The following is a 22,378-nucleotide window of genomic DNA, read 5'->3' on the forward strand; positions in this document are numbered from 1 at the left end:
GGACTCAACGGCTCAGGGCGCCTCAGGCGCGTCCTTCGTCGTCGTCATCCTCGTCTTCGTCCTCATCATCCTCATGCTCGTCGAGCTCCGGCCGGCCATCGGCGTGCGCGAGGGCGAACCGTTCCCATTCCGACATCAGATGCTCGATGGCGCTGTGGAACCTCGCCGTCGTCACCCCGGGCGTCGTGTCGCCGAAGTAGTACTCGACCCAGTGCTGCAGTCGCGCGACCGTCTCGGGATCGCCGAGGAGTCGGTCGACTCCGTCGACGATGTCCGCGGCGTCCGAGGCATCGAGCCATTCGCACGCCGAGAGGTACCCTCCGGTGTCGATCTCCGCCTCCGGGTTCACGGGACGGGTGATCATGAGCGGCTTCCCGCTCGCGAGGCGGTCGTAGACCATCGCGGAGATGTCGACGATCGCCGCGTCCGCTGCCGCCAGCTGCCACCCGAGGTCGGCACCCGTGTCGACGACGTGCTGGGCCGAGGCGTCCGCTCGGTTCGCCTCGTGGAGCGCGGCCATGATCTCGCGGTTCGCGCTCGCGTAGGCCGGATCGACGACACCGCTCCTCGGGTGCGGGCGGTACACCACGCGGTGCCGCCCGGTCGCGATGAGTGCTCGGACGAGGGCCACGCCGTGGCTCGCGATCGAGCCGTATGCCGCAGCCGCGCGGTCGCCCTCCCAGGTGGGCGCGTACAGGACCACGGTCCGCTCATCGGGCGTGTAGGGCAGTTCGCCCGAGTAGTGGTCGGCCTGCGGGCGGCCGATCATGATCGCGCGCTTGTCGAAGTCGTAGTCCCAGAGCACCCGCTCCAGCCGGTTCCTCGCCGCTTGGCCGGCGATGAGGCTGTAGTCGTAGGCCTTGAACTGGTTCGTGGTCATGTACATCTTGTCGCTCTCGCCATGGTTGACGAAGACGTGCCAGCGGGAGCCGTAGCGGAACATCTGGAAGTTCTTGGCGTTCTGGTTGACGTACAGCACGACGCGGATGTCCTGTTCGGCCAGCGTGCGCTCGAGGGCGACGACCGTCCGGACGTAGGCCGTCGGGATCGGCGACTCCTCGAACAACTTCGCCGCAGCCGTCGCACCGCGGCTGAGGATGAGGACGGGCCACTGCTTCGACAGTTCGGCGAGGGGCCGGTACCACTGCCGGATCTGGTACATGTTGACGGCACCGTCCGCGAAGTACACGGCCACCTTGTAGCGCCCCGGCTCGATCACGGGAGCCGCCTGCATCTGCGCCGCGAGGACGGCTCTGGCCCGCCGGTTGGCGAGCAGGTCCTTGGCGAGCGTGATGGCACGACGACCGTCTCTGATCAGTCCCATGTCAGCTCCAGCATCCGTCAAGCGTAACGACGCCAGGTCACGGTGGGATCACGACGGGTGCCCGCCGCTCAGATGACGGGAGGTCGTCCTGCGCGCGTCATCCGCCAGACCGTCCGCCAGCGCAGTGGACGACGTTCGCCGGGGTCCGTCCGCCAGCCCTCGCGCCAGCCACCGAACCAGGGACGGAGTGCCTCCGGCTTCCGCCACCACCGGATCACCTGGATCGCGGTCCAGGAGCCCACGTACAGCGGGATGAGCGGCACCGGGAGGTTCCGCCGCGCGAGCCAGACCCGGTTCCGCGCGTTGAGCCGGTAGTAGGCGGTATGCCTCGTCGGTTCGGTCACCGGGTGGTTCGCTTCGAGGGACGCCTCGTACCAGGCTCGCCTCCCCTGGTCCCAGACCCGCCAGGCGAGCTCGATGCCCTCATGCGCGTAGAAGAACGGATCTGCCCATCCACCGACGGCGTCGAATACCGACCGCGGCAACAGGACGGCCGCTTCGAGGCAGGAGAACACGGCGCTCGAATGCCCGGGGTCCTTGTCGCGGGTGCGCGGCACCCAGCGGGACGGCGTCGCTGCACCGTCCGCGTCGGCGAGCCGGGGCTGGATGAGGCCGATGGAGCGGTCCGCGTCGAGCATCGCAATGGCGTCGCGGAGGAACGTGGTGGACGGGATGGTCGCGTCGTCGTCGAGGAAGAAGACGAACTCCCCCTGCACGGCGTCGGCACCACGGTTGCGGCCGGCCGGGATCCCGAGGTTCTCCGACAGGGCCAGGCCTCGAGCGCCGTGCGGAAGTCCGGTCGGCTGCCAGCCGTTGCCGACCACGACCACGTCGAGCTCCACCGCTTGCTGGGCGAGCACGCTCTCCACGGCTGCGGTGAGTTCGACCGGGCGGGTCCCCTGCGTCAAGACCACGACGCCGACGGAGCGCGTGACCGGGATCGGGCCGGACATCACGCGTGGAGCCGCTTCGACGAGACGATCGCGATGAAATGCCCGACGAGCGTCAGGAACGCGAGCGGAACGAGGATCGCGAGCACCCAGCGCATCGCCTCGGCGTCGCCGACGAACAGGCCGACCACGGAAGCGGCGAAGATCACCATGGTGAGCTCGACCGAGTGGAACAGCCGGTGGAACGGGAGGAACCGCGCCACCGTCCGTGCCGTCGCGAGCAGTCCCCCACGCGGCGCCGACTCCTCGGTCGAGTAGGTGAGTTTCGGCGCCCCGAACCCGGCGCGGGCGACCCGCACCATGTCGTTCAGCGCCTTGTTGAGGACGACGAACAGCGCGAGTGCGAATCCGAGGGTGATCCAGACGAGGTCTTCGGGCGCATCGACCGGCCACGCGGCGGCACGGACGCCGAGGGCGATCGCGATGAGCGACTCGGTGGAGTAGTGGCCGACGGAGTCCAGGAACGCACCGGCCGGACTCGACGTCCGCCGCCAGCGCGCGACCTCGCCGTCGCAGCAGTCGACGAGCATCTGCGTCTGGCCGAGCACGAGCGCGAGGGCCGCGCCCCCGAATCCGGGGATGAGGAGCGCGGCGGCCGTGGCCCAGCCGGTCAGGATCATCAGACCCGTCACGCCGTTCGCGCTGATGCTCGTGCGCAGCAGCAACCACGTGACGTACGGCGACAGGTCTCGCAGGTAGAGGTCGGCCGTCCAGTGCTCGGCGTTCTTCCGCGCGCGGACCTCCGGCGGTTGCGCCACGGCACGGAGCTCGGCGATCGTCCGCGGGGGCGTGAGCCTCGGACCGGTTCCGGCCGTGCTGGGATCCGACATCTAGACCGCCTTCGGTGGATTGCGCAGCGCGGAGATGCCCTTCGCGAGCGAGCCGTAGCCGAGCACGAACCCCGTGCCCCAGCAGAAGTGGATGCACGGCAGAACGGCGAGCATCCAGAGGCTCGTGCGTACCCCGTCCCGCCCGGTGACGACGATGCTCGCGAGCAGCACGATGGCCGCATAGGCGATGGGGGCCGCGAACCCGAGGAGCAGCCACGGCGTCGCCCCCGCACCCAGCTGGACCAGGCCTCCGAGCCCGAGCAGCGTGCCGAGCACGATACCGAGCACCAGGACCGGCGGCGCGAAGTAACGGAGCGTGCCGCGGGTGGGGAAGCTCCGGCTGAGCTCGCCGCGCCAGAGTCCGGTGGAGAAGAACTGCCGCGCCAGGGCGCGCATGCTCGCACGCGGGCGGTAGACGACGCGCAACGCGGGCGTGAACCAGACGAGGCCGCCGGCCTGCTTGATCCGGCGGTTGAGCTCCCAGTCCTGTCCGCGTTTGATGCGCTCGTCGAACATGCCCACCCGCATGAGCATCTCGCGGTCGAAGACCCCGAGGTAGACGGTGTCGGCAGGCCCCTCTCGACCGCCGACGTGGTGGGGTGTGCCACCGAGCCCGACGCGCGAGCCGTACGCCCGCGCCACCGCCGTCTCGAAGCTCGTGCGCCCCTGGGCGTCCATGATGCCGCCCACGTTCTGCGCCCCCGTGCGGAGCATGGTCTCGACCGCGAGTCGCGCGTAGTCGTCGGGCAGCTCCGAGTGGGCGTCGACCCGGATGACGATCGGATGCGTCGACGCGGCGATCGCCAGGTTGAGCCCGGCCGGGGTCGACCCAACGCGGTTCTCCAGCACGTGGATGCGCGGGTCGGCCGCCTGGAGCTCTCGGACGAGCTCGGTCGTGCCGTCGATGCTCGGCCCGACGGCGATCGTGATCTCCACGTCGCCGGCGTAGTCCTGCGCCAGGAGGCTGTCGACGGCTGCCCGGACGTGGCGGACGTCGTTCAACACCGGCATCACGTAGGAGACTCCGGGCGACGACGGTGCGTCGGCCTGGCCTGTGTCGTTCGACATGGGGGTTCACTCCGTGTTTCGTTCGATCGAGCCTAGCAGCCGGTCGTCGGGGTGGCCCGGACGCGGAGGACGCCCACACGGTGGCCGTGCGGGCGTCCTCCGGGGCCTGACGCCCCGGGTGTCAGAGCGCGAGCTCGCCGAGCGTGACCTCGGCGGTCTGCGAGTCGTTGCCGCGGGTGAAGGTGAGCTTCGCCGTCGCCCCCGCCGCGAGCGCTCGCACCTGCGCGGTGAGGTCGTTCGCACCCGTGACCGGGACGCCGTTGAACTCGGTGACGATGTCCCCGGACTTCAGACCCGCGGCCTGCGCGGCGCCGTTGTCGGTGACCTTGTCGATGAGCGCGCCGGCGACCGTGCTCTTGGCGTCGCTCGAGGCGTCCTTCACGGTCGCGCCGAGCAGGCCGTGGGTCGCCTTGCCCGTCTTGATGATCTCGTCGGAGACGCGCTTGGCGATGTTCGCCGGGATGGCGAAGCCGACACCGATGCTGCCGCTCTGCGACGACGAGTCGGTGCTTCCGGCGCTCGCGATCGCGACGTTGACCCCGATGAGCTTGCCGGTGCCATCGACGAGCGCGCCACCCGAGTTGCCGGGGTTGATCGCCGCGTCGGTCTGGATGACCGCGATGGAGATCGAGGAGGTGGGCGCGGTCGGGGTGGTCTGCCCCGGCACGTCGAAGTTCCACGGGCTCTGGTTGTCGCCGTTCGAGTCGCCGGACCCGCCGTCGTCACTCGATCCGGAGTCCGGAACGGCGGAGGAGGCGACGGTGATGCTCCGGTTGAGGGCGCTGACGATGCCGTCGGTGACGGTCCCCGCCAGTCCGAGCGGCGCACCGATCGCGACGGCCGTCTCGCCGACGTTGAGCTTGTCGGAGTTCGCGAACTCCATCGGGCTGAGATCCGAGGCGTCCTCGAGCTTGATGACAGCGAGGTCGTAGATCGGGTCCGTGCCGACGATCTTGGCGTTGTACAGCTTGCCGTTCGCATCGGTGACCCGGATGGTCGGGTCGGCGACCTGGCCGTCCAGAGTGACCACGTGCGTGTTCGTCAGGACGTAACCGTCCTTGCTGAGGATGATCCCCGAACCGGTACCGGCGCTCTGCCCGCCCTGGACCGAGAGGGTCACGACGCTCGGCCCGGCCGTCGCGGCGATGGCCGTGGTCAGGCTCACGTCGGCGTCGTCGTTGATGGTGAACGCCTTCGAGCCAGCCTCGTTGCTCGAGACACTCGACTTCGTCGCGTTCGTGACCCAGAGCGTCGCCCCGGCGCCGGACGCTCCTCCGATGAGGGCGCCGACGGCGAGCATCGCGACCATGCCCGCGAGCGGGCGGTTGGTCTTCTTCGTCCGCGCTGCCGGTGGCGTCGGGACGCCGGGGTGCTGCCCGGTCGGCTGCTGGGCGTACGGGGACGCACCGTAGGGACCGTGCTGCTGACCGGGCTGCGGCTGGGCCGTGGGCTGCTGGCCGGTGGGCTGCTGGTACGCGGCGTACGGGTTCGGCTGCTGCTGACGGGAGAAGGCTGCGGACGGGTGCTGCGGCGCCTGCTGGTACGGCGAGCCCTGCTGGGCCGCGCCGTACGGCTGCTGCGTCGGCTGACCGGCGGGCGGTGCGACCGGTGGCATCGCGGTCGGGGGCGGGAAGTACGCTCCTGAGGTCGACGGCCGTGCTTCGCTCGCGGGAGGCACTGTGCCGCCCGCCTGCTCAGCGGGTGCGGACTGCGGCGCGGTCTCACCGTTCGGGGTGGACTGGGGGTGTTCGGCGGGCTGCTGTCCGTCTGCGGTGTCGGTCATGGCGATTCTGCTCCTTCCAAGCGCAGTCAGCTTCCCGTGCTGAGCTGAGTGTTTCATTCGCGCCCGCTGTGCGCCGGCTAGGGCTTCGCCGCAAGGACCTGCGCACGGTGTCCTAGATTGGGAGCGGCCCGCGCCCGCGGCCACGGAGGGAGATCGACATGGTGGTTGACGGACCCTGGCGGCGCACCGCCGAAGGCGCCGGCCTCGTCGACGAGGACGGACACGTCTCGTCGACGATCTTCGCGGAGATGAGCGCGCTCGCGATGCAGACCGGAGCCGTCAACCTCGGCCAGGGGTTCCCCGACGAGGACGGGCCCGAGGCGGTCCTCGCCGAGGCGGTCGCGGCGATCGAGCGCGGCGAGAACCAGTACCCACCCGGCCCGGGCACCCTCGACCTCCGCACCGCGATCAGCGAGCATCAGCGACGGTTCTACGGTCTCCAGCCCGACCCGCAGGGAGAGGTGCTCGTCACCGCCGGAGCGACCGAGGCGCTCGCCGCGACCCTGCTCGCCCTCGTCGAGCACGGCGACGAGGTCGTGACCTTCGAGCCGTTCTACGACGCGTACGGCGGACTCATCGCCCTCGCCGGTGGCCGGCACCGGACGGTCAAGCTGCGCGCCCCCGACTTCCAGCCGGACCCGGACGAGCTCCGCGCCGCCGTCACCGATCGGACCAGGGTCATCCTGGTCAACACGCCGCACAACCCGACCGGCACCGTCCTCGACCGGGCGACGCTCGACCTGGTCGCCGAGTTGGCGGAGCGCCACGATGCGATCATCGTGACCGACGAGGTCTACGAGCACCTGACCTTCGACGTCCGGCACGTCCCCATCGCGACGTTGCCGGGTGCCGCCGGACGCACACTCACGATCTCGTCCGGAGGCAAGACCTTCAGCACGACCGGGTGGAAGATCGGCTGGTTGAGCGGACCCCGAGAACTCGTCTCGGCCGTCTCGACGGTCAAGCAGTACCTCAGTTACGTCAACGGCGCACCGTTCCAGCCGGCGATGGCGACCGGACTCCGACTGCCCGACGCCGCGTTCACGGCCATCGCCGACGGCCTGCGCGGCAAGCGGGATCTCCTGAGCGCGGGCCTCTCCGCCGCCGGTTTCGACACCTTCCGGCCGGACGGCACCTACTTCATCGTGGCCGATGCGGCACCGTTGGGCTTCGACGATGCTGCGGCGTTCTGCCGGGCACTGCCCGAGCTCGCCGGCGTCGTGGCGGTGCCGCTGTCGGCGTTCTGTCTCGACCGGCACGACCCGGACTACGCGTCGCTGGTCCGGTTCGCGTTCTGCAAACGCGTCGAGGTGCTGGAGCGGGCCGTCGACGGCCTCGCCCGACTCCGCAGCTGACGCTCCGATGCACACGACGACGGGCACCGGATCGCTCCGGTGCCCGTCGTCTCATCGATCCGCTACTTGGTGAGCGAGTCCACGTACTCCTGGTTGTCGCTGATCCACTGCTTGACGACCGGCGCGTAGTCCTTCGAGTCACCCTCGTTGAACATCGCGTTCTCGAGCGAGAACAGTCGCTCCGAGTCGAAGTCGAAGTCCTTCAGCCACCCGGCGAGCGTCGGGTACTCGTCCGCGAAGTCGGCCTTGCCGAAGCTGTGGATGCCTTCGGCATCCCCGAGGGCGCCCTTCGGGTCCTCGAGGTCCTTGATCGGGAACGCGTCGTAGGCCCAGTGCGGACGCCACAGCGTGACGGCGATGTTCTCGCCGGCGTCGGTCGCGGCCTTCAGCTCCGAGAGCATCGCCGGGGTGCCCGAGGTCAGGAACTCCCAGTCGTCGAGGCCGTACTCGGGGATGACCTTGTCCTGGGTGGCCTCGGTCAGTCCGGCACCGGGGTCGATGCCGACGAGCCGGCTGTCGAAGAGGTCCGCGTTGGCCGCGAGGTCCTCGAGCGAGTCGACCGGGGCGTCCTCGTTGACGGCGATCGTGAGCTTGGCGTCGGTGTTCCAGGCGCCGAGGTCGACGACGTCGTCACCGAACTTCTCGATGTAGCTCGCGTGCGTGGTCGGCAGCCAGACGTCGAGCGTCAGGTCGTAGTCACCGGTGCTGAGGCCCGAGAACACCGGGGCGGGCTCCGCCTCCTCGAGGGTGACGTCGTAGCCCTGCTCCTCGAGCACGGCCTTCCACAGCTCGGAGGCCGCGATGCCCTCGTCCCAGCCGCTGAACACGGCGATGGTCACCGCCTGCTTGTCGCCGTTCTCGAGCGTCTCGTCCGAGGCGCCCGCGGAGCAGCCGGAGATGGCGAGCGTCGCCGCCGCCCCCGCTGCGATGGTGGTTGCGATCTTGGTGCGGTACTGCATGTTCGATGATTCCTTTCGTCCCGCGTGACGCGGGGATCGGTGTCGTCGGATGGAAGCTGTGTGCCGGTGGGTCACCGCACGGCGGTCGGCGACTCGGCGGGAGTGCGCTGCTCATCACCTGAGGCGGTGCTGTCGGTCGTCGTGGTGCTCGAGGCAGGCGCCGGTCGGATCCCGCCGGGCGAGGACGGGGCAGCCTTCGTGCGCTTCCCGCGCTGCTTGCGACCGCCGCCGAGGGAAGCCGTGAGGCGGTCAAGGAAGATCGCCAGGATGACGACCGACAGGCCCGCTTCGGAGCCGAGCTGGATGTCGATCCGGGAGAGGCTCTTGACGACGTCGCCACCCAGACCGCCGGCGCCGACCATGCCGGCGATGACGACCATGGAGAGCGAGAGCATGATGACCTGGTTGACTCCGGCCATGATGTTCGGCATCGCGAGCGGCAGCTGGATCTGGCGGAGGATCCGCCACGAGGAAGCACCGAACGCGTTGCCGGCCTCGACGACCTCGCGGTCGACGTTGCGGATCCCGAGTTCCGTGAGACGGACGGCCGGGGCCAGCGCGAAGACGATCGTCGCGACGATGCCCGGGACGACGCCGATGCGGAACAGGATGAGCGCGGGGATGAGGTAGACGAACGCAGGAGTCGTCTGCATGAAGTCGAGCAACGGCCGGATGATCGACGACGCGACCTTCGAGCGGGCTGCCAGGATGCCGAGCGGGATCCCGATCACGATGGCGATGAGTCCGGCCACGAGCACGAGCGAGAGCGAGTCCATCGCGTTGTCCCACTGCTCGACGCCGACGATGATCAACAGCCCGACCGCGGAGCCGACGGCGAACACCGGGCCCCGTGCGACGAAGGCCAGCAGGGCGGCGACGATGATGATCACCCAGAACGGCGGACCGCTGAGCACGAGGTCGACGCCGTCGTACAGCCCCTGGAAGACGCTCCGGATGACGTCGAAGACGGGCTGGAAGACGTCGGTGATGAAGTCGACGAAGGCTTCGACCCACGCACCGATCTCGGGGCGGGTGATGGCGTCCAGGAACCCGGACGAGTGGAGACGGATGCCGTTCATCGGACACTCCCTTCCGGCAGGATCGCTGCCGGTTCGGCGGCGCTGGTCTCGATCGACGAGGTCACGTCGTCGGGGTGCTGCGGGTCCTCCGCGGTCGACCGCAGGGTCGCCGTGATGAGCTCGACGGGCACCGTCGCCGGCGGCCCGACGAGGCTGATCTCGTCCGTGTTGGTCGGGACGTTGCCGACGGCGGCGAGCAGGGTCACCCGCGGGACGACGCCGAGCAGGCGCGTCCGCTCGTCCACGACCGCGACGGGCAGGGCACTCTCGACGGCGGACTCGAAGAGGTCGACGAGCGCCGCCTCCGGCGAGACCGTGGCGAGGTCGGCGGTGATGACGCTGCCGAGCTCGTGGTCGCCCGCACGGACGAGACGCAGCACGTCCTTGTCGCGGACGACGCCGAGGAGCTGCCGACCCGGACCGACCACGAAGGCGGTCGAGGTCTGCAGGTCGCGCATGATGCGCAGGGCAGCCCTGGGTCCGGCGGATGCAGAGACGACGGAGCGCGCGGGTTCCATCACGCCACCGGCGGTCAGGACGCGGGCGCGGTCGACGTCCTGGACGAACTGGGCGACGTAGTCGTTCGCCGGGTCGGTCAGGATGTCGTTCGGGGTGCCGACCTGGACGATCCGGCCGTCGCGCATGACGGCGATCCGGTCGCCGAGGAACATCGCTTCGTTGAGGTCGTGGGTGATGAATACGATGGTCTTGCCGAGCTCAGCCTGCAGCTCGACGAGCTGCTCCTGCATCTCGCGGCGGATGAGGGGATCGAGCGCGGAGAACGCCTCGTCCATGAGGAGGATGTCGGTGTCCGAGGCGAGTGCGCGGGCGAGGCCGACGCGCTGCTGCATCCCGCCTGAGAGCTGGCCCGGGAGCTTGTCCTCCCAGCCTGCGAGCCCGACGCGCTCGACGACGGCCTGGGCCCGCTCGCGTCGTTCAGCGGCCGGCACACCCTTCACCTCGAGTCCGTAGGCGGCGTTCTCGAGCACCGTGCGGTGCGGCAGCAGGGCGAAGTGCTGGAAGACCATCGAGATGTTGTCCTGTCGGACCGCACGCAGCTGCTTCGAGGACACCCCCGAGATCGGCTTCCCGGCGATGGTCACGGTGCCCGCCGTCGGCTCGAGCAGGCCGTTGAGCATCCGGATCAGCGTCGACTTGCCCGAGCCGGAGAGGCCCATCACGACGAAGATCTCGCCCTGCTTCACCTCGAACGAGGCGTCGATGACGGCTGCGGTGGTCCCGCCGGAGGCGAGTTCGTCACGCGAGGCACCGGCCTGCAGGCGTTTCACGGCTTCCTTCGGCTTCCTGCCGAAGACCTTGTACAGTCCCGTCGCGGAGACGGCAATCGTTTCGGTCATGTGTTCTCCTGGAAGCGCACGCGGAACCGCGGTGCGCTCTTCCTGTCGATCGTCAGGCCGGGTCGAACGGCTCTCGATCCGCCCCATCGGCGCACTGATGGACAGCGCGCGGGCTCGGATCACGTGGGGCGACAACGGCTACCGCGTGGCGTTCGACCGTACGTCCAGCACGCCGTCACGGGGCGACAGGGGGCGGGACGCGGTTACGTAGGTCAGCCCTTGCGGGCCGTCGACAACGCTAACGAAACTCACAGCTGCTGGCTAATCGACGATCCCCCAAAAGGCGGACATCGCGCACGGCCTCCATGGCAAAACCGAACATGGTCAGGGTTTTCCGCCCGAGTCCTTCGTTATGCGTTCGTGACCTTCGCCCGGCCGGTACAGCCGCGGATCACCCTCACTCCCCCACCGCGACGCCGATGAACGAGTGATCGAACACCAGGCTCGTGCGGGTCGAGGCGACCGTCGGATCGGCCGACAGGTGCTCGACGACGAAGTCGCGGATGTGGGCGCTGTCCCGGGCCGCGAGATGGATGACGAAGTCCTCGGAGCCGCCGAGGAAGAACACCTGCACGACCTCCGGGAGCTGTCGGATGCCGGCGCTGAACTCGGCGATACGGGCGCGAGCCCCCGCCCTGATGTTGACGCTGATGAGCGCCTCGAGACCGAGCCCGACCGCGACCGGATCGATACGCGCCGAGAACCCCGTGATCACGCCGCGGTCGACGAGCGACCGCACTCGGGCGACACACGTCGAGGGGGCGATGCCGACGAGCTCCGCCATGCGGGCGTTCGTCATGCGTGCGTTCTCCTGCAGGAGCCGCAGGAGTGCGTGGTCGACGTCGTCGAGGTCCGCGCGTCCGTGCAGATTATTCGTCATCCTGCGCCCACTCTCCTGTTCAGCCGAATCATCATCAAGTTCAGACACGAATTCCGCAAAAACTGCGGTGTTCATTTGGCTGAAACGCAGCAACCTCAGAATAGTCCCACACCGTCCACCGACGAGCGGGAGAGCCGAGCCTTGGCCCAGCCTGCGAGAGGAACCAGCCATGCGAATCGGCATCCCCACGGAGATCAAGAACAACGAGAACCGGGTCGCGGCGACGCCCGGCGGCGTCCACGAACTCGTCCGACACGGCCATGAGGTCGTCGTCCAGGCGGGCGCCGGCCTCGGGTCCGGCAATCTCGACGAGGCGTATCGTGCCGCCGGCGCGACCATCGCCACCGACGCGGCCTCCGTCTGGGCGGCGGGCGACCTCCTACTCAAGGTGAAGGAGCCCGTCGCCGCCGAGTACGACTTCCTGCGGGCCGACCAGACGCTCTTCACCTACCTCCACCTCGCGGCGGACCGTCCGCTCACCGACGCCCTGATCGCCTCTGGGACCACCGCGATCGCCTATGAGACCGTGCAGCTACCCAACCGCTCCCTCCCGCTCCTGCAGCCCATGAGCGAGGTCGCAGGACGACTGTCCACGCAAGTCGGCGCCTACCACCTCATGCGCGCCACCGGTGGACGAGGGATCCTGCTGGGCGGCGTGCCCGGAACCCCCAAGGCGAAGGTCGTCGTCATCGGCGGCGGGGTCGCCGGCGAGCACGCCGCGGCCAACGCGCTCGGCATGCAGGCGGACGTCACGATCATCGACATCTCCATCCCTCGCCTGCGCGAGCTGGAGAACCGCTTCAGCGGGCAGATCCAGACCAGGCCGTCATCGGCATACGAGATCGCGGAGCAGCTCCGCGACGCCGACCTCGTCATCGGCTCGGTGCTCATCCCCGGGGCCCAGGCCCCGAAGCTCGTCACCGACGCCATGGTGGCGGACATGAAGCCCGGCTCGGTGCTCGTCGACATCGCGATCGACCAGGGCGGATGTTTCGAGGGCTCCCGACCGACGACGCACGACGACCCCACGTTCCGTGTCCACGACAGCCTCTACTACTGCGTGGCCAACATGCCCGGCGCCGTCCCGGAGACCTCGACGCGCGCGCTGACCAACGCCACCCTCCGGTACGCACTCGCCATCGCCGACCAGGGCACGGGAGCAGCGGTGGCGGCCGACGCAGCGCTCCGCGCGGGCGTCAACATCCACGCGGGTGCGGTCACCAACGCCGGCGTGGCCGCGGCGTTCGGCCTCCCCGTCGCGACGATGAGCTGACCCACCGCCCGCCGACCGCGGGCGATCATCCCCGGAAACGACGAAATCCCGGTCTCGAGGAGACCGGGATTTCATCTTTTCTGTTGCAGGGGCAGGATTTGAACCTACGACCTCTGGGTTATGAGCCCAGCGAGCTACCGAACTGCTCCACCCTGCGGCACAAGAGATAAAGCTAGCATGCATTCTGAGGGCGTGCAAATCGCGTGCTGCTGAGCACTCCGATTCCGGCCGAATCCCTCCTCCTGGAACGCCGAACGGCGCCGCCCGTCAGGGCGACGCCGTTCGGATTGCAGGCTCGGAATCAGCCGTTCAGCAGTGCCAGCGCCTGCGCCAGCGCGTCGGAGATCTTCTTGTCCGCCACCCCGTAGGCAGCCCAGTCACCGCTCGCCATGGCCGCGTCCTTCTCGACCATCGCGGCCTTCGCCTGGTCGAGCAGCGTCTTGATCTGCGCGTCCACCGTCGGGTCACCCGTGCTCGGGGTCGAGCCCGTGTCGGTTCCGCCGCCGGTGTCCGTGCCGTCCGTCGGGGGCGTCGTGCTGTCGCCCGGGACGTTCGTGTCACCCGCATCCGCACCCGAGTCGCCGCCGAACAGGACGTCGAGCGCCTCGTCCAGCGTGTCTTCGAAGGCGATCTGGTCGCCGAAGGCGACGAGCACCTTCTGCAGGAGCGGGAAGCTCGTGTCGCCGGTGGACTTCACGTAGACCGGCTGCACGTAGAGCAGACCGCCACCGACCGGCACGGTCAGCAGGTTGCCGTTCAGCACCTCGGTCTGACCCTGCTTCAGGATGTTGATCTGGCTCGACACGCTCGGATCGGAGTCGAAGGTGTTCTGCACCTGGCCGGGGCCCGGTACGGTGTCGTCCTTCGGCAGGGTCAACAGCCTGATCTTGCCGTAGTCGGAGCTCCGCTTGCCGTCCTCGGCGCCGGCGTTCGCATCGACCGCGAGGTAGCCCGTCAGCACGTTCCGCGACTGCTCACCGCCCTGACGCGGGATGAACGTGGAGTACAGGGAGAAGGACGGCGCGTCCTGCTCGGGCAGCTGCATCGTCAGGTAGTACGGCGGCTGGTACTTCTTCTCGGTGTCGGTCGACTGCGGGTCGTTGGGGGTGACCCACGCGTCCTCGCTCGAGTAGAACGAACCGGCGTTGGTGACGTGGTACTGGCCGAGCACCGAACGCTGGACCTTGAAGAGGTCGGCCGGATACCGGACGTGGCTCATGAGATCGCCGGACATGTCCGACATCGGCTTGACCGTCGATGGGAACACCTTCTGCCAGGTCTTGAGGATCGGATCCTGGTCGTCCCAGCTGTAGAGCGTCACCTTGCCGTCGTACGCGTTGACGGTCGCCTTCACCGAGTTCCGGATGTAGTTGACGTCGTCGAGCGCGTAGTTCTGCGCCGGCGTGACCGAGTCGGAGATCGTGTCGGACAGGCTCACGGTCTTCGAGTAGGGGTAGCTGGCGCTCGTCGTGTAGCCGTCGACGATCCAGACGATCTGACCGTCCACCACGGACGGGTAGGGGTCGGAGTCGAGCGTCAGGTAGGGAGCGACCTTCTGGACCCGGGTGAGCGGGTCGCGGTCGTAGAGGATCTGCGACTGGCTGTTCACGGAGTCGGAGAGGAAGATCTGCTCCGACTGGAACTTGAGCGCGTAGACGAGCTTCTTGAAGACGTTGTCGAGCTTGGGCCCGCCATCACCGTCGAAGGTCGTGTAGGTCTGCGACTCACCCTGGGTGCCCGACGGGTAGTCGAGCTCCACCGGGTCCGCGCCCTTGGGAGCGCCGACGATGGAGTAGTCCGGCGACTGCTCACCGAAGTACACGCGCGGTTCGAAGTCGCCGAGCGCGCCGGTGGTGGGGATGCCCGACTCGAGGAAGACCGGCTCACCGGAGGCCGAGCGCTGGTTGCCGTACGCGGCGACCAGACCGTACCCGTGGGTGTACACGACGGTGTTGTTGATCCACGACTGCGAGTTGTCGAGGCCGGCGACGTTCAGCTCGCGGACCGCGACGACGGCGTCCTGGGTCTTGCCGTCGATGTTGTAGCGGTCGACGTCGAGCTGCTTGTCGAAGGAGTAGAACTGCTTGAACTGCTCGAGCTGCGCGACCGAGGCGCTCACGAGCGACGGGTCGATGATCCGGATGTTCGCCGTGGTCTCGGCGTCCTGACGGAGCGCTCCGGGGGTCGCGTCGGTGGTGGCCGCGTACTCCTCCTCCTCGACGTCGGCGATCCCGTAGGCGTCGCGGGTCATGTCGATGTTCCGCTTGATGTACGGCGTCTCGAGGCTCTTCGCGTTCGGCTCCACCTGGAAACGCTGGACGATCCACGGGTAGAGGCTGCCGACGATGAGGGACGCGACGATGAGCAGCGCGGTACCGACGAGCGGCAGACGCCAGCGGCCGGTGAACGCGGTGACGACGAACAGGACGGCGACCATGAGCGCGATCCCGGCGAGGATGACCCGACCGGGGATGGTCGCGGCGACATCGGTGTACGAGGCACCGGTGATGAGCGTGCCCGTGTCGTTCAGCGTCGTGTACTGGTCGAGCCAGAGGCTGACGGCCTGCAGGATCAGGTACAGCGCGGCGAGCACCGAGATCTGCACGCGGGCCGCCATGGAGATCCAGACCTCACGGCTGACCACCCGGATGCCTCCGTAGAGGTAGGTGACGACGGCGGTTGCGATGAGGGCGATCAGGACGACCGCCGAGGAGAAGGCGACCACGGCCTGGAAGAACGGCAGGTCGAAGAGGTAGAACGACACGTCGAGGTTGAACTGCGGGTCCTTGGTGCCGGACGGGGTGCCGTTCATCCACAGCAGCACCAGCTGCCAGCGCGAAGCTGCGGCGACACCGCCGAAGAGCCCGAAGAGCGCCGGGATGCCGTAGGTCGCGAGTCGGCGGAGCGGCTCGACCACCTGCTGGTAGCGGTCGACCTGCGAGCTGAGCTTCGCGTAGACCGGACGGGTCCGGTAGGCGATCTCGATGGCCAGCCAGACGGGCAGGGCCATCCCCACGAACCCGACGAGGAACATGGCGATCGCCGCGATCCACTGCGTGGTCAGGACCTCGGTGAAGCCGAGCTGTTGGAACCACAGCAGATCGGCGTAGAACCCCGAGAACACGAAGAACCCGATGAGGAGCGCGGCGATGATCGCCACCGTGATCGCGATCGGGGCGCGTCGGCGCTGAGTGGACAGGGGCTTCTCTGCTGCTGCGGATGTCACGTGTGGCCTCTTCAGATAGGGGTCGTCCCACCCATCCTAAAGCGGCCGGGCTGGGAGAGCGCCCGAAGTGGTCAACCGGCCGAGCAGGTGGGCAGCTTGCTCGTGTCGGCGCCGTCCGCGATGGCCTTGAGCGCTGTGAGCGAATCGTCGAGGGTCTTCACCGCGAAGACCGTCAAGCCGTCCGGGACGTGTCCGGCGACCTCGTCGCAGTTGCTCTCCGGCGCCAGGAACCACTCGGCCCCGGCGTCCTTCGCACCGAACAGCTTCTGCCGGATGCCTCCGATCGCGCCGACGTTCCCGTCGGCGTCGATCGTCCCGGTACCGGCGACGTCCTTCCCGCCGTTGAGCTCGCCCGGGGTGAGCAGGTCGATCATGCCGAGTGCGAACATCATGCCGGCGCTCGGGCCGCCGACGTTGTCGAGCTGGATGGTGATGTCGACGGGGAGGTCGTAGGTGGTCTTGGTACCGATGCCGATCACGGTCGAGGTCGTCCCGTCGGACGCGGTCGCGGTCGTCGGCGTGATCTCGACGGTGCTCGCCGCTCCCCCACGCACGATGTCGAGCGAGACCGGTTTGTCCGTACCGTTGGCGTTGATCGCGTCCCGCAGGCCGGCCAGGCCGGTCACCGGCGTGCCGTCGACCGCGACGATCTCGTCGTCGAGCCGGAGCACCCCCTGCGCGGGCGCACCCTCCGCGATCTGTGCCACCACGATGTGCTCGGGAACCTCGTACCCGAGCTCGCGCAACGCCGCCGCGACCGAGTCCTGCTGCGAGTCGACCATGAGGGTCGCGTTCTGCTCGTCGCGCTGCTCGGTCGTGACGCCGGGCGGGAAGTAGAGGTCCATCGGCACGACGGCGCGGCTCGGGTCGAACCAGGCCGAGACGATGTCGAGCCAGCCCGGGCTCCGTTGCGGATTCCCGACCAGCTGGACCGTCAACATGTCGAGCGTGCCGCCGGTGTCGTAGGTCTGCTCGTCGTGGACCTCGATGAGCGGGACGTCGCCGTCGTCACCCTCGGTCGTACCCAGCACGTTGAACACGGGACCCGGCTGTTCGATGACGTACGGCGCGGGAACCGCCGACAGCACGCCGAGGAGGACGAGCGAGAGGCTGAGCACGATCCAACCGAACCGAGCGCGACGATTGCGACCCTGACCGGTCGGCGCCGAAGCGGTGGGAGCCTCATCGGCGAAGAGCGACATGCAAGCCTTCCGGAGTGTTCGCGGTGGGCGGAAACCCGACCAACCATACCCCGGCGATTCTTCAGCGAGGTGCGACTAGCGTAGAAGGCCCAGCACCGAGCTATCTGAGAGGCGGCTGACGTGCCAGAGGATTCCGACAAGAGTCCGGAGGACGAGTTCCGCGACATGCTCCGCGAGCTCCTCTCCGGCAACGGTTCGTTCGACCCGAGCCAGCTCGCCGGCGCCGCCGGCCTTCCCAGCGATCCGGCCAGTCTCGCCGCGCTCATGTCGCAGCTCCAGGGCGCACTCCGCTCCGGTGGCGACGGCATCAACTGGGACACCTCGCTCCAGCAGGCGAAGACCATCGCCGGAGACGGCTCCCAGGACACGACGCCCGAGCAGCGTGCGGCGTTCGAGCAGGCGTTCCACATCGCCTCCCTGTGGCTCGCCGACGTCACCGACGTGGCCGAGCTGTCGAGCGAACCGGCCCTGTACACGAGGACGCGCTGGGCCACGAAGACGATGCCGTTCTGGACGCAGCTCGCCGAGCCGGTGGCCACGAACATCGCGAACGCCCTGACCGGCGTGCTCACGGAACGCGCGCCCGAGGAGCTGTCGAGCATGATCGCGAACGCCGGACAGCTCGTCCGCGGCATCGGCGGCACGCTCTTCGCGATGCAGCTCGGACAGGTCGTCGGTCAGCTCTCCAAGGAGGTCGTCTCCGGCGGCGACATCGGCATCCCACTGCTCGACGACAACGAGGCCGCCCTGGTGCCCCAGAACGTCGCCGACTTCGGCGAGGGTCTCGACATCCCGGCGGATCAGGTCCAGATCTACCTCGCGGTCCGTGAACTCGCGCACGCACGACTCTTCCGCCACGCCCGCTGGCTCCGCCTGCACCTCATCTCCTCGATCACCGACTTCGCACGCGGCATCCGGATCGACACCGAGCGACTCGAGGAGCTCGCCGAGAGCTTCGACCCGTCGAACCCGGAGGAACTCCGGGAGGCCATGACGAGCGGTGCGCTCATCCCCGCCCGAACCGAGGCGCAGGACGCGAGCCTCGCCCGACTCGAGACGACGCTCGCCCTCATCGAGGGCTGGGTCGACGTGGTCACAGCGGCAGCCACCGAGCGTCTCCCCCGCTCCGCGGCCATCGCGGAGACCGTCCGCCGACGCCGCGCCGCCGGTGGGCCGGCCGAACAGGCCTTGGGCGCGCTCGTGGGACTCGAGCTGCGACCCCGCCGGCTGCGCGAGGCTGCGCAGATGTGGCAGCAGGTCACCGACGCCGTCGGTACCGCGCAGCGCGACGCCCTGTGGTCGCACCCCGACCTCGTGCCGACCGCAGCCGACATCGACGCCCCGGAGGCGCTCATCGCGCGCCTCGAAGCTGAGGCCAGGGGTGAGCGTCCCGAGCAGGACGAGATGGATCTCGCGCTCGAAGACCTCCTCCGTGGCGAGGAACGCGGCGACCAGCACGACGACGAGCCCGGTTCGGAGCCCTCCGGCCCGAACGGTGCCGGCGGCCCCCCGGTCTGATCCACGGCGACGCTCCACAGCTCGTCCTTCCGGGCGGGCTGTGGAGAGTGCCGACGCGACCGGTCGTCGACCCGCCATCATCGATGGATGACGACGCGCCTCGATCCCAGGAGACCGCTGCTCTGGCGAACCCCGCACAGCCTGCAGGTGGGAGTCGATGAAGCGGTCGTGCTCGACAGCGTCCGGACCGAGACCGAGCAGGTCGTCGCGGCACTGCGTGCCGGCTTCCCGGCTCTGGTCGAACGACGACTCGCGGACGCCTTCGACATCCCAGCCCACGAGATCGATCGCGTCCTCTCGACGCTCGACCCGGTGATCGAGCACGGCGGCCCCACCTCCGGCCCCGCCGTGACGCACCGGGTCGTCGTGGACGGCGCGAGCCTGGCGGCCGAGCTCCTCCGACGCCTCCTCTCCGAGCAGGAGGCGGTCGCACTCCTGCCACCGGAGTCCGGGTCGACCGGAGCCGGGTCGCACCCTGGCCGGGTCGACGTCGCCGTCCTCGTCGCCGACTTCGTCATCCCGCCGAGTCGGTACACGCGGTGGCTGCGCGACGACGTCCCGCACCTGCCGGTCGTGTTCAGCGATCGTGTCGTCCGGATCGGGCCGTTCGTGACACCCGGCTCAGGGCCGTGCCTGCACTGCGTCGAGCTGCACCGCACCGACGACGATCCGGCCTGGCCGGCCGTCGCCTCCCAGCTTCTCGGGCACCGCTCGCCACTCGACACCCAGCTCCTCGGTGCGGAGGTCGCGACCCGCGTGACCCGTCTGGTGCTCCGACACCTCGACGCGTCCCAGCCCATCCTCGCGAGCACCCAGCTGGTGGTCGACGCCGCGACCGGTGGGGTCAGGCGCCGCGTCGTCCGGGAGCACTCGAGGTGCGCATGCCGAGCTCTGCCAGGAATCGCGACGGCTCGCGACGACCACCGCGTTGCTGCGTCTCGGACCAGGACAGGTTGAGCAGCCGCTTGGCGCGCGTGATGCCGACGTAGAGGAGCCTCCGTTCCTCGTCCGCCTGCTCGAACTGTTTCGCGTAGGAGATCGGCAGATAGCCCTCGGAGAGCCCGATGAGGTGCACGGCCTCCCACTCGAGGCCCTTCGCCGAGTGCAGGGTCGCCAGCGTGACCGCCTCGACCGTCGGCTCGTGCTGCGCGGCCTGCCGCAGTTGCAGCTCATCCGTGAAGGCGCGGAACGAGGTCCCCTCCGGCGCCTGGTCGACGAGCCCCATGATCGCGTTGAGCGACTCCCAGCGGTCGCGCACCGCGCCGCCGCCGTCGGGCGGGTCCTGGCTCCAGCCGAGCGACCGGAGCACGTCGCTCACGGACTTGAACAGGGGCTCACCGCTGATCGAGACGGAGGCAGCGCGGAGCTGGAGCAGGGCCTGCCGTACCTCGGGCAGCTCGAAGAAGCGCTTGGAGCCGTGCATGACATAGGGGATGCCGGCTTCGCCGAGGGCCGTCTCCAACGCCGCCGCCTGGACGTTGATCCGGTAGAGCACGGCGATCTCCGAGGCCGGGACGCCCGCCTGCAGCTGCACGAGGATCTCCGAGGCGACGCCTCTCGCCTCGGACAGCTCGTTCGGGTACTGCCGCAGGCCGACCGCCGGCGTCTCAGGGCGTGCGGTCTGGGTGCCCTCGTCATCGCGTGCGGTGGCCGCTGAGAGGTGCAACGCCCCCGGGCGCCCCCGCATGAGCGTGTTCGCCGCGGCCACGACCGGCGGGGCGGAGCGGTAGTTGCGCTCGAGCCGGACGACCGTGGCGTCGTGGTACCTGGTCGGGAAGTCGAGCAGGTAGTCGGAACGGGCACCGGCGAAGGAGTAGATGGTCTGGCTCGCGTCGCCGACGACGCACACGTCCCGTCGACCGCCCAGCCAGAGTTCGAGGAGTCGGTGCTGCAGCGGCGAGACGTCCTGGTACTCGTCCACGACGAAGAAGCGGTACTGCTCGTGCACCTGCATGGCGACGGCGGGCTCGGTCTCTATCATGCCGGCGCAGGCGAGCAGGACGTCCTCGAAGTCGATGCGTCGGCGCTCGTCCTTCAACTGCTCGTAGGTCTCCTGGAGCGAGACGACCTGCTCGAGGGACAGCTTGGCCGGCAGCGGCCGGTTCGACGCCGCATACTGCTCGAGGGTCAGGCCGGACACCTTGCGCCATTCGATCTCGCCCGCCACGTCGCGCAGGGTCGCGGTGTCGACCCGCAACCGGAGCCGTTCGGCTGCGTGCCCGAGCACCCGGCCCTTGCTCTCGACGAGCGCGGGCACCTGACCGCCGACGACCTGGGGCCAGAAGAAGTTCAGCTGCGAGAGCGCGGAGGCGTGGAAGGTCCTGGCCGAGACGCCCTCGGCTCCGAGCGCCCGGAGCCGACCACGCAGTTCAGCAGCGGCGCGGCTGGTGAAGGTGAGCGCCATGACGCGCGACGCCGTGTAGGTCCCGGTCGCGACCCCGTAGGCGATGCGATGGGTGATCGCGCGGGTCTTGCCGGTGCCTGCGCCGGCGAGCATGCACACGGGTCCGCGGAGCGCCTCCGCTGCGACGGCCTGGTCGGGGTCGAGTCCGGCCAGCAGTTCGGCCGGACTGCTCATCGGGGCCCCTCGGTGGTGCCGCGCCTCATCGAGACCAGGATCCGCGAAGCCACTCGTCGATCACGGCTCGTGCGATCGACGACGGTCCGGGGAGGATGACGTCGGTGGCCGGGTCCTCGAGTTCCTCCCGCGTGAACCACCGGAGGTCGAGGATCTCCTGGCCGTCCGGGACGAGCGCCTCCGGATCCTGATCCTCCGCGAGCGGGGCGACGAAGCCGAGCATGAGCGAGCGCGGGAACGGCCACGGCTGCGAACCGAGGTAGACGGGAGTGCCGAGACGCATCCCCGACTCCTCGAAGATCTCGCGGGCGACGGCTTGCTCGAGAGACTCGCCGGCATCGACGTAGCCGGCCAGCAGTGAATACCGGTTGTGCTCCCACATCGCGTTCGACCCGAGCAATATCCGTCCCTGAGGATCGACGACCGCGACGATGACCGCGGGATCCATACGCGGGAAGAGTTCGTTGCCGTCGACCGGGCAGTGCCGTGCCCAACCGGCGTTGCGGACGGTGGTCGGCGAGCCGCAGTGCGCACAGAACGGCTCGGCTCGGTGCCAGCCGGCGATCGCCAGCGACGTCGCCAGGATCCCGACGTCGCGGTCGGACAGCCGGTGTCCGCTCCGGCGGAGGTCGAACCAGCGGTCCTCATCCTCGGTGATCGCGTCGGCATCGGCGTCGGCGAGGACCCACAGCAGGATGTCGGTGCCCGGTGGGGTTTCCGGGGTGTCCTCGACGGTGCTTCCGAGGTAGACCATGAGCTCCGGCTCGGGCAGGTCCGAGGGATCCAGGAGGTCGAGCGCGTCGCCGGTCACGAGTGCGCGCCGGCCGCGGAGGACGACGGCTCGGGCGTTCGGATCGACCCGCAGTCCGTCGAGCACGTCCGGTCGTGAACGGAGCTCGCCGTGACGGTCGAGTCCGCCTCTCGCAAGCGGTAGACCGGCGAGTGCGCGAACCTGAATCGTCATGGACAACCTCTCTGAGGGCGTGGCGAGCGCG

General features: G+C 69.2%; 17 protein-coding genes and 1 tRNA gene. 4 read left to right on the forward strand and 14 right to left on the reverse strand.

All coding sequences use genetic code 11. The annotated features are described in order from the left end of the window. Positions 1-22 precede the first annotated feature (22 nt). The 5 genes from ACQG07_RS02060 to ACQG07_RS02080 form a co-directional block, all read right to left on the reverse strand. Positions 23-1,324 carry a CDP-glycerol glycerophosphotransferase family protein gene (locus ACQG07_RS02060; RefSeq protein WP_274499680.1) on the reverse strand — a complete coding sequence of 434 codons (1,302 nt, stop codon included), beginning with the start codon at positions 1,322-1,324 and terminating at the stop codon, positions 23-25. 68 nt (positions 1,325-1,392) lie between these two features. After that, positions 1,393-2,277 (reverse strand): glycosyltransferase family 2 protein, encoded by an 885-nt coding sequence (locus ACQG07_RS02065; protein WP_079705568.1) that lies wholly within the window; start codon positions 2,275-2,277, stop codon positions 1,393-1,395. After that, the gene (locus ACQG07_RS02070; protein WP_426737013.1) at positions 2,277-3,104 is read right to left on the reverse strand and encodes a CDP-alcohol phosphatidyltransferase family protein; all 828 of its coding nucleotides are present in this window, start codon (positions 3,102-3,104) and stop codon (positions 2,277-2,279) included. The genes ACQG07_RS02065 and ACQG07_RS02070 overlap by 1 nt, the downstream gene beginning before the upstream one ends. After that, the gene (locus ACQG07_RS02075) at positions 3,105-4,172 is read right to left on the reverse strand and encodes a glycosyltransferase family 2 protein (RefSeq protein WP_079705566.1); all 1,068 of its coding nucleotides are present in this window, start codon (positions 4,170-4,172) and stop codon (positions 3,105-3,107) included. A 121-nt stretch (positions 4,173-4,293) separates the two neighbouring features. Continuing rightward, positions 4,294-5,955 (reverse strand): trypsin-like peptidase domain-containing protein, encoded by a 1,662-nt coding sequence (locus ACQG07_RS02080; protein WP_426737014.1) that lies wholly within the window; start codon positions 5,953-5,955, stop codon positions 4,294-4,296. Positions 5,956-6,113: 158 nt separating this feature from the next. Here ACQG07_RS02080 and ACQG07_RS02085 point away from each other — a divergent pair, with 158 nt between their 5' ends. Next, complete coding sequence (locus ACQG07_RS02085) at positions 6,114-7,310, forward strand: aminotransferase class I/II-fold pyridoxal phosphate-dependent enzyme (RefSeq protein ID WP_426737015.1); 1,197 nt, start codon at positions 6,114-6,116, stop codon at positions 7,308-7,310. A 62-nt stretch (positions 7,311-7,372) separates the two neighbouring features. Here the strand turns inward: ACQG07_RS02085 and ACQG07_RS02090 are convergent, their stop codons facing one another. From ACQG07_RS02090 to ACQG07_RS02105, 4 genes are all read right to left on the reverse strand, one after another. Next, the gene (locus ACQG07_RS02090) at positions 7,373-8,269 is read right to left on the reverse strand and encodes a glycine betaine ABC transporter substrate-binding protein (RefSeq protein WP_079705563.1); all 897 of its coding nucleotides are present in this window, start codon (positions 8,267-8,269) and stop codon (positions 7,373-7,375) included. Positions 8,270-8,340: 71 nt separating this feature from the next. After that, positions 8,341-9,348, reverse strand: a complete 1,008-nt coding sequence (locus tag ACQG07_RS02095) for an ABC transporter permease (protein WP_426737016.1) — start codon at positions 9,346-9,348, stop codon at positions 8,341-8,343. Further along, positions 9,345-10,706, reverse strand: a complete 1,362-nt coding sequence (locus ACQG07_RS02100) for a quaternary amine ABC transporter ATP-binding protein (protein WP_079705561.1) — start codon at positions 10,704-10,706, stop codon at positions 9,345-9,347. The genes ACQG07_RS02095 and ACQG07_RS02100 overlap by 4 nt, the downstream gene beginning before the upstream one ends. A 397-nt stretch (positions 10,707-11,103) precedes the next feature. After that, positions 11,104-11,586 (reverse strand): Lrp/AsnC family transcriptional regulator, encoded by a 483-nt coding sequence (locus ACQG07_RS02105; RefSeq protein WP_079705560.1) that lies wholly within the window; start codon positions 11,584-11,586, stop codon positions 11,104-11,106. Between the two features lie 169 nt (positions 11,587-11,755). Here ACQG07_RS02105 and ald point away from each other — a divergent pair, with 169 nt between their 5' ends. Next, entirely contained in the window at positions 11,756-12,859 is a 1,104-nt protein-coding gene (ald, locus tag ACQG07_RS02110; RefSeq protein ID WP_426737017.1) for an alanine dehydrogenase, read from the forward strand. 83 nt (positions 12,860-12,942) lie between these two features. Here ald and ACQG07_RS02115 read toward each other — a convergent pair. The 3 genes from ACQG07_RS02115 to ACQG07_RS02125 all read right to left on the reverse strand — a co-directional run bounded on the left by ACQG07_RS02115 (position 12,943) and on the right by ACQG07_RS02125 (position 17,287). Further along, a tRNA-Met gene (locus tag ACQG07_RS02115) sits at positions 12,943-13,016 on the reverse strand. Between the two features lie 144 nt (positions 13,017-13,160). After that, positions 13,161-16,085 carry a UPF0182 family protein gene (locus ACQG07_RS02120; RefSeq protein WP_124769026.1) on the reverse strand — a complete coding sequence of 975 codons (2,925 nt, stop codon included), beginning with the start codon at positions 16,083-16,085 and terminating at the stop codon, positions 13,161-13,163. Positions 16,086-16,156: 71 nt separating this feature from the next. After that, entirely contained in the window at positions 16,157-17,287 is a 1,131-nt protein-coding gene (locus ACQG07_RS02125) for a YlbL family protein (RefSeq protein WP_426737018.1), read from the reverse strand. Between the two features lie 165 nt (positions 17,288-17,452). On the opposite strand from ACQG07_RS02125, the gene ACQG07_RS02130 reads away from it, so the two are divergent. Next, positions 17,453-18,805: a zinc-dependent metalloprotease gene (locus ACQG07_RS02130; RefSeq protein ID WP_082916189.1), complete on the forward strand. Its 1,353-nt coding sequence runs from the start codon at positions 17,453-17,455 to the stop codon at positions 18,803-18,805. A gap of 87 nt (positions 18,806-18,892) precedes the next feature. After that, entirely contained in the window at positions 18,893-19,762 is an 870-nt protein-coding gene (locus ACQG07_RS02135; protein ID WP_137241948.1) for a TOMM precursor leader peptide-binding protein, read from the forward strand. Here the strand turns inward: ACQG07_RS02135 and ACQG07_RS02140 are convergent. Both ACQG07_RS02140 and nudC read right to left on the reverse strand, forming a co-directional pair. Next, positions 19,650-21,383 carry an ATP-dependent helicase gene (locus ACQG07_RS02140; RefSeq protein WP_192005220.1) on the reverse strand — a complete coding sequence of 578 codons (1,734 nt, stop codon included), beginning with the start codon at positions 21,381-21,383 and terminating at the stop codon, positions 19,650-19,652. The two genes, ACQG07_RS02135 and ACQG07_RS02140, sit on opposite strands and share 113 nt — an antisense overlap. A gap of 25 nt (positions 21,384-21,408) precedes the next feature. Next, entirely contained in the window at positions 21,409-22,347 is a 939-nt protein-coding gene (gene nudC / locus ACQG07_RS02145) for an NAD(+) diphosphatase (RefSeq protein WP_079705555.1), read from the reverse strand. Positions 22,348-22,378 lie beyond the last annotated feature (31 nt).

Source organism: Plantibacter sp. 2H11-2 (assembly GCF_050031945.1).
Classification (GTDB): Bacteria; Actinomycetota; Actinomycetes; order Actinomycetales; family Microbacteriaceae; genus Plantibacter; species Plantibacter auratus.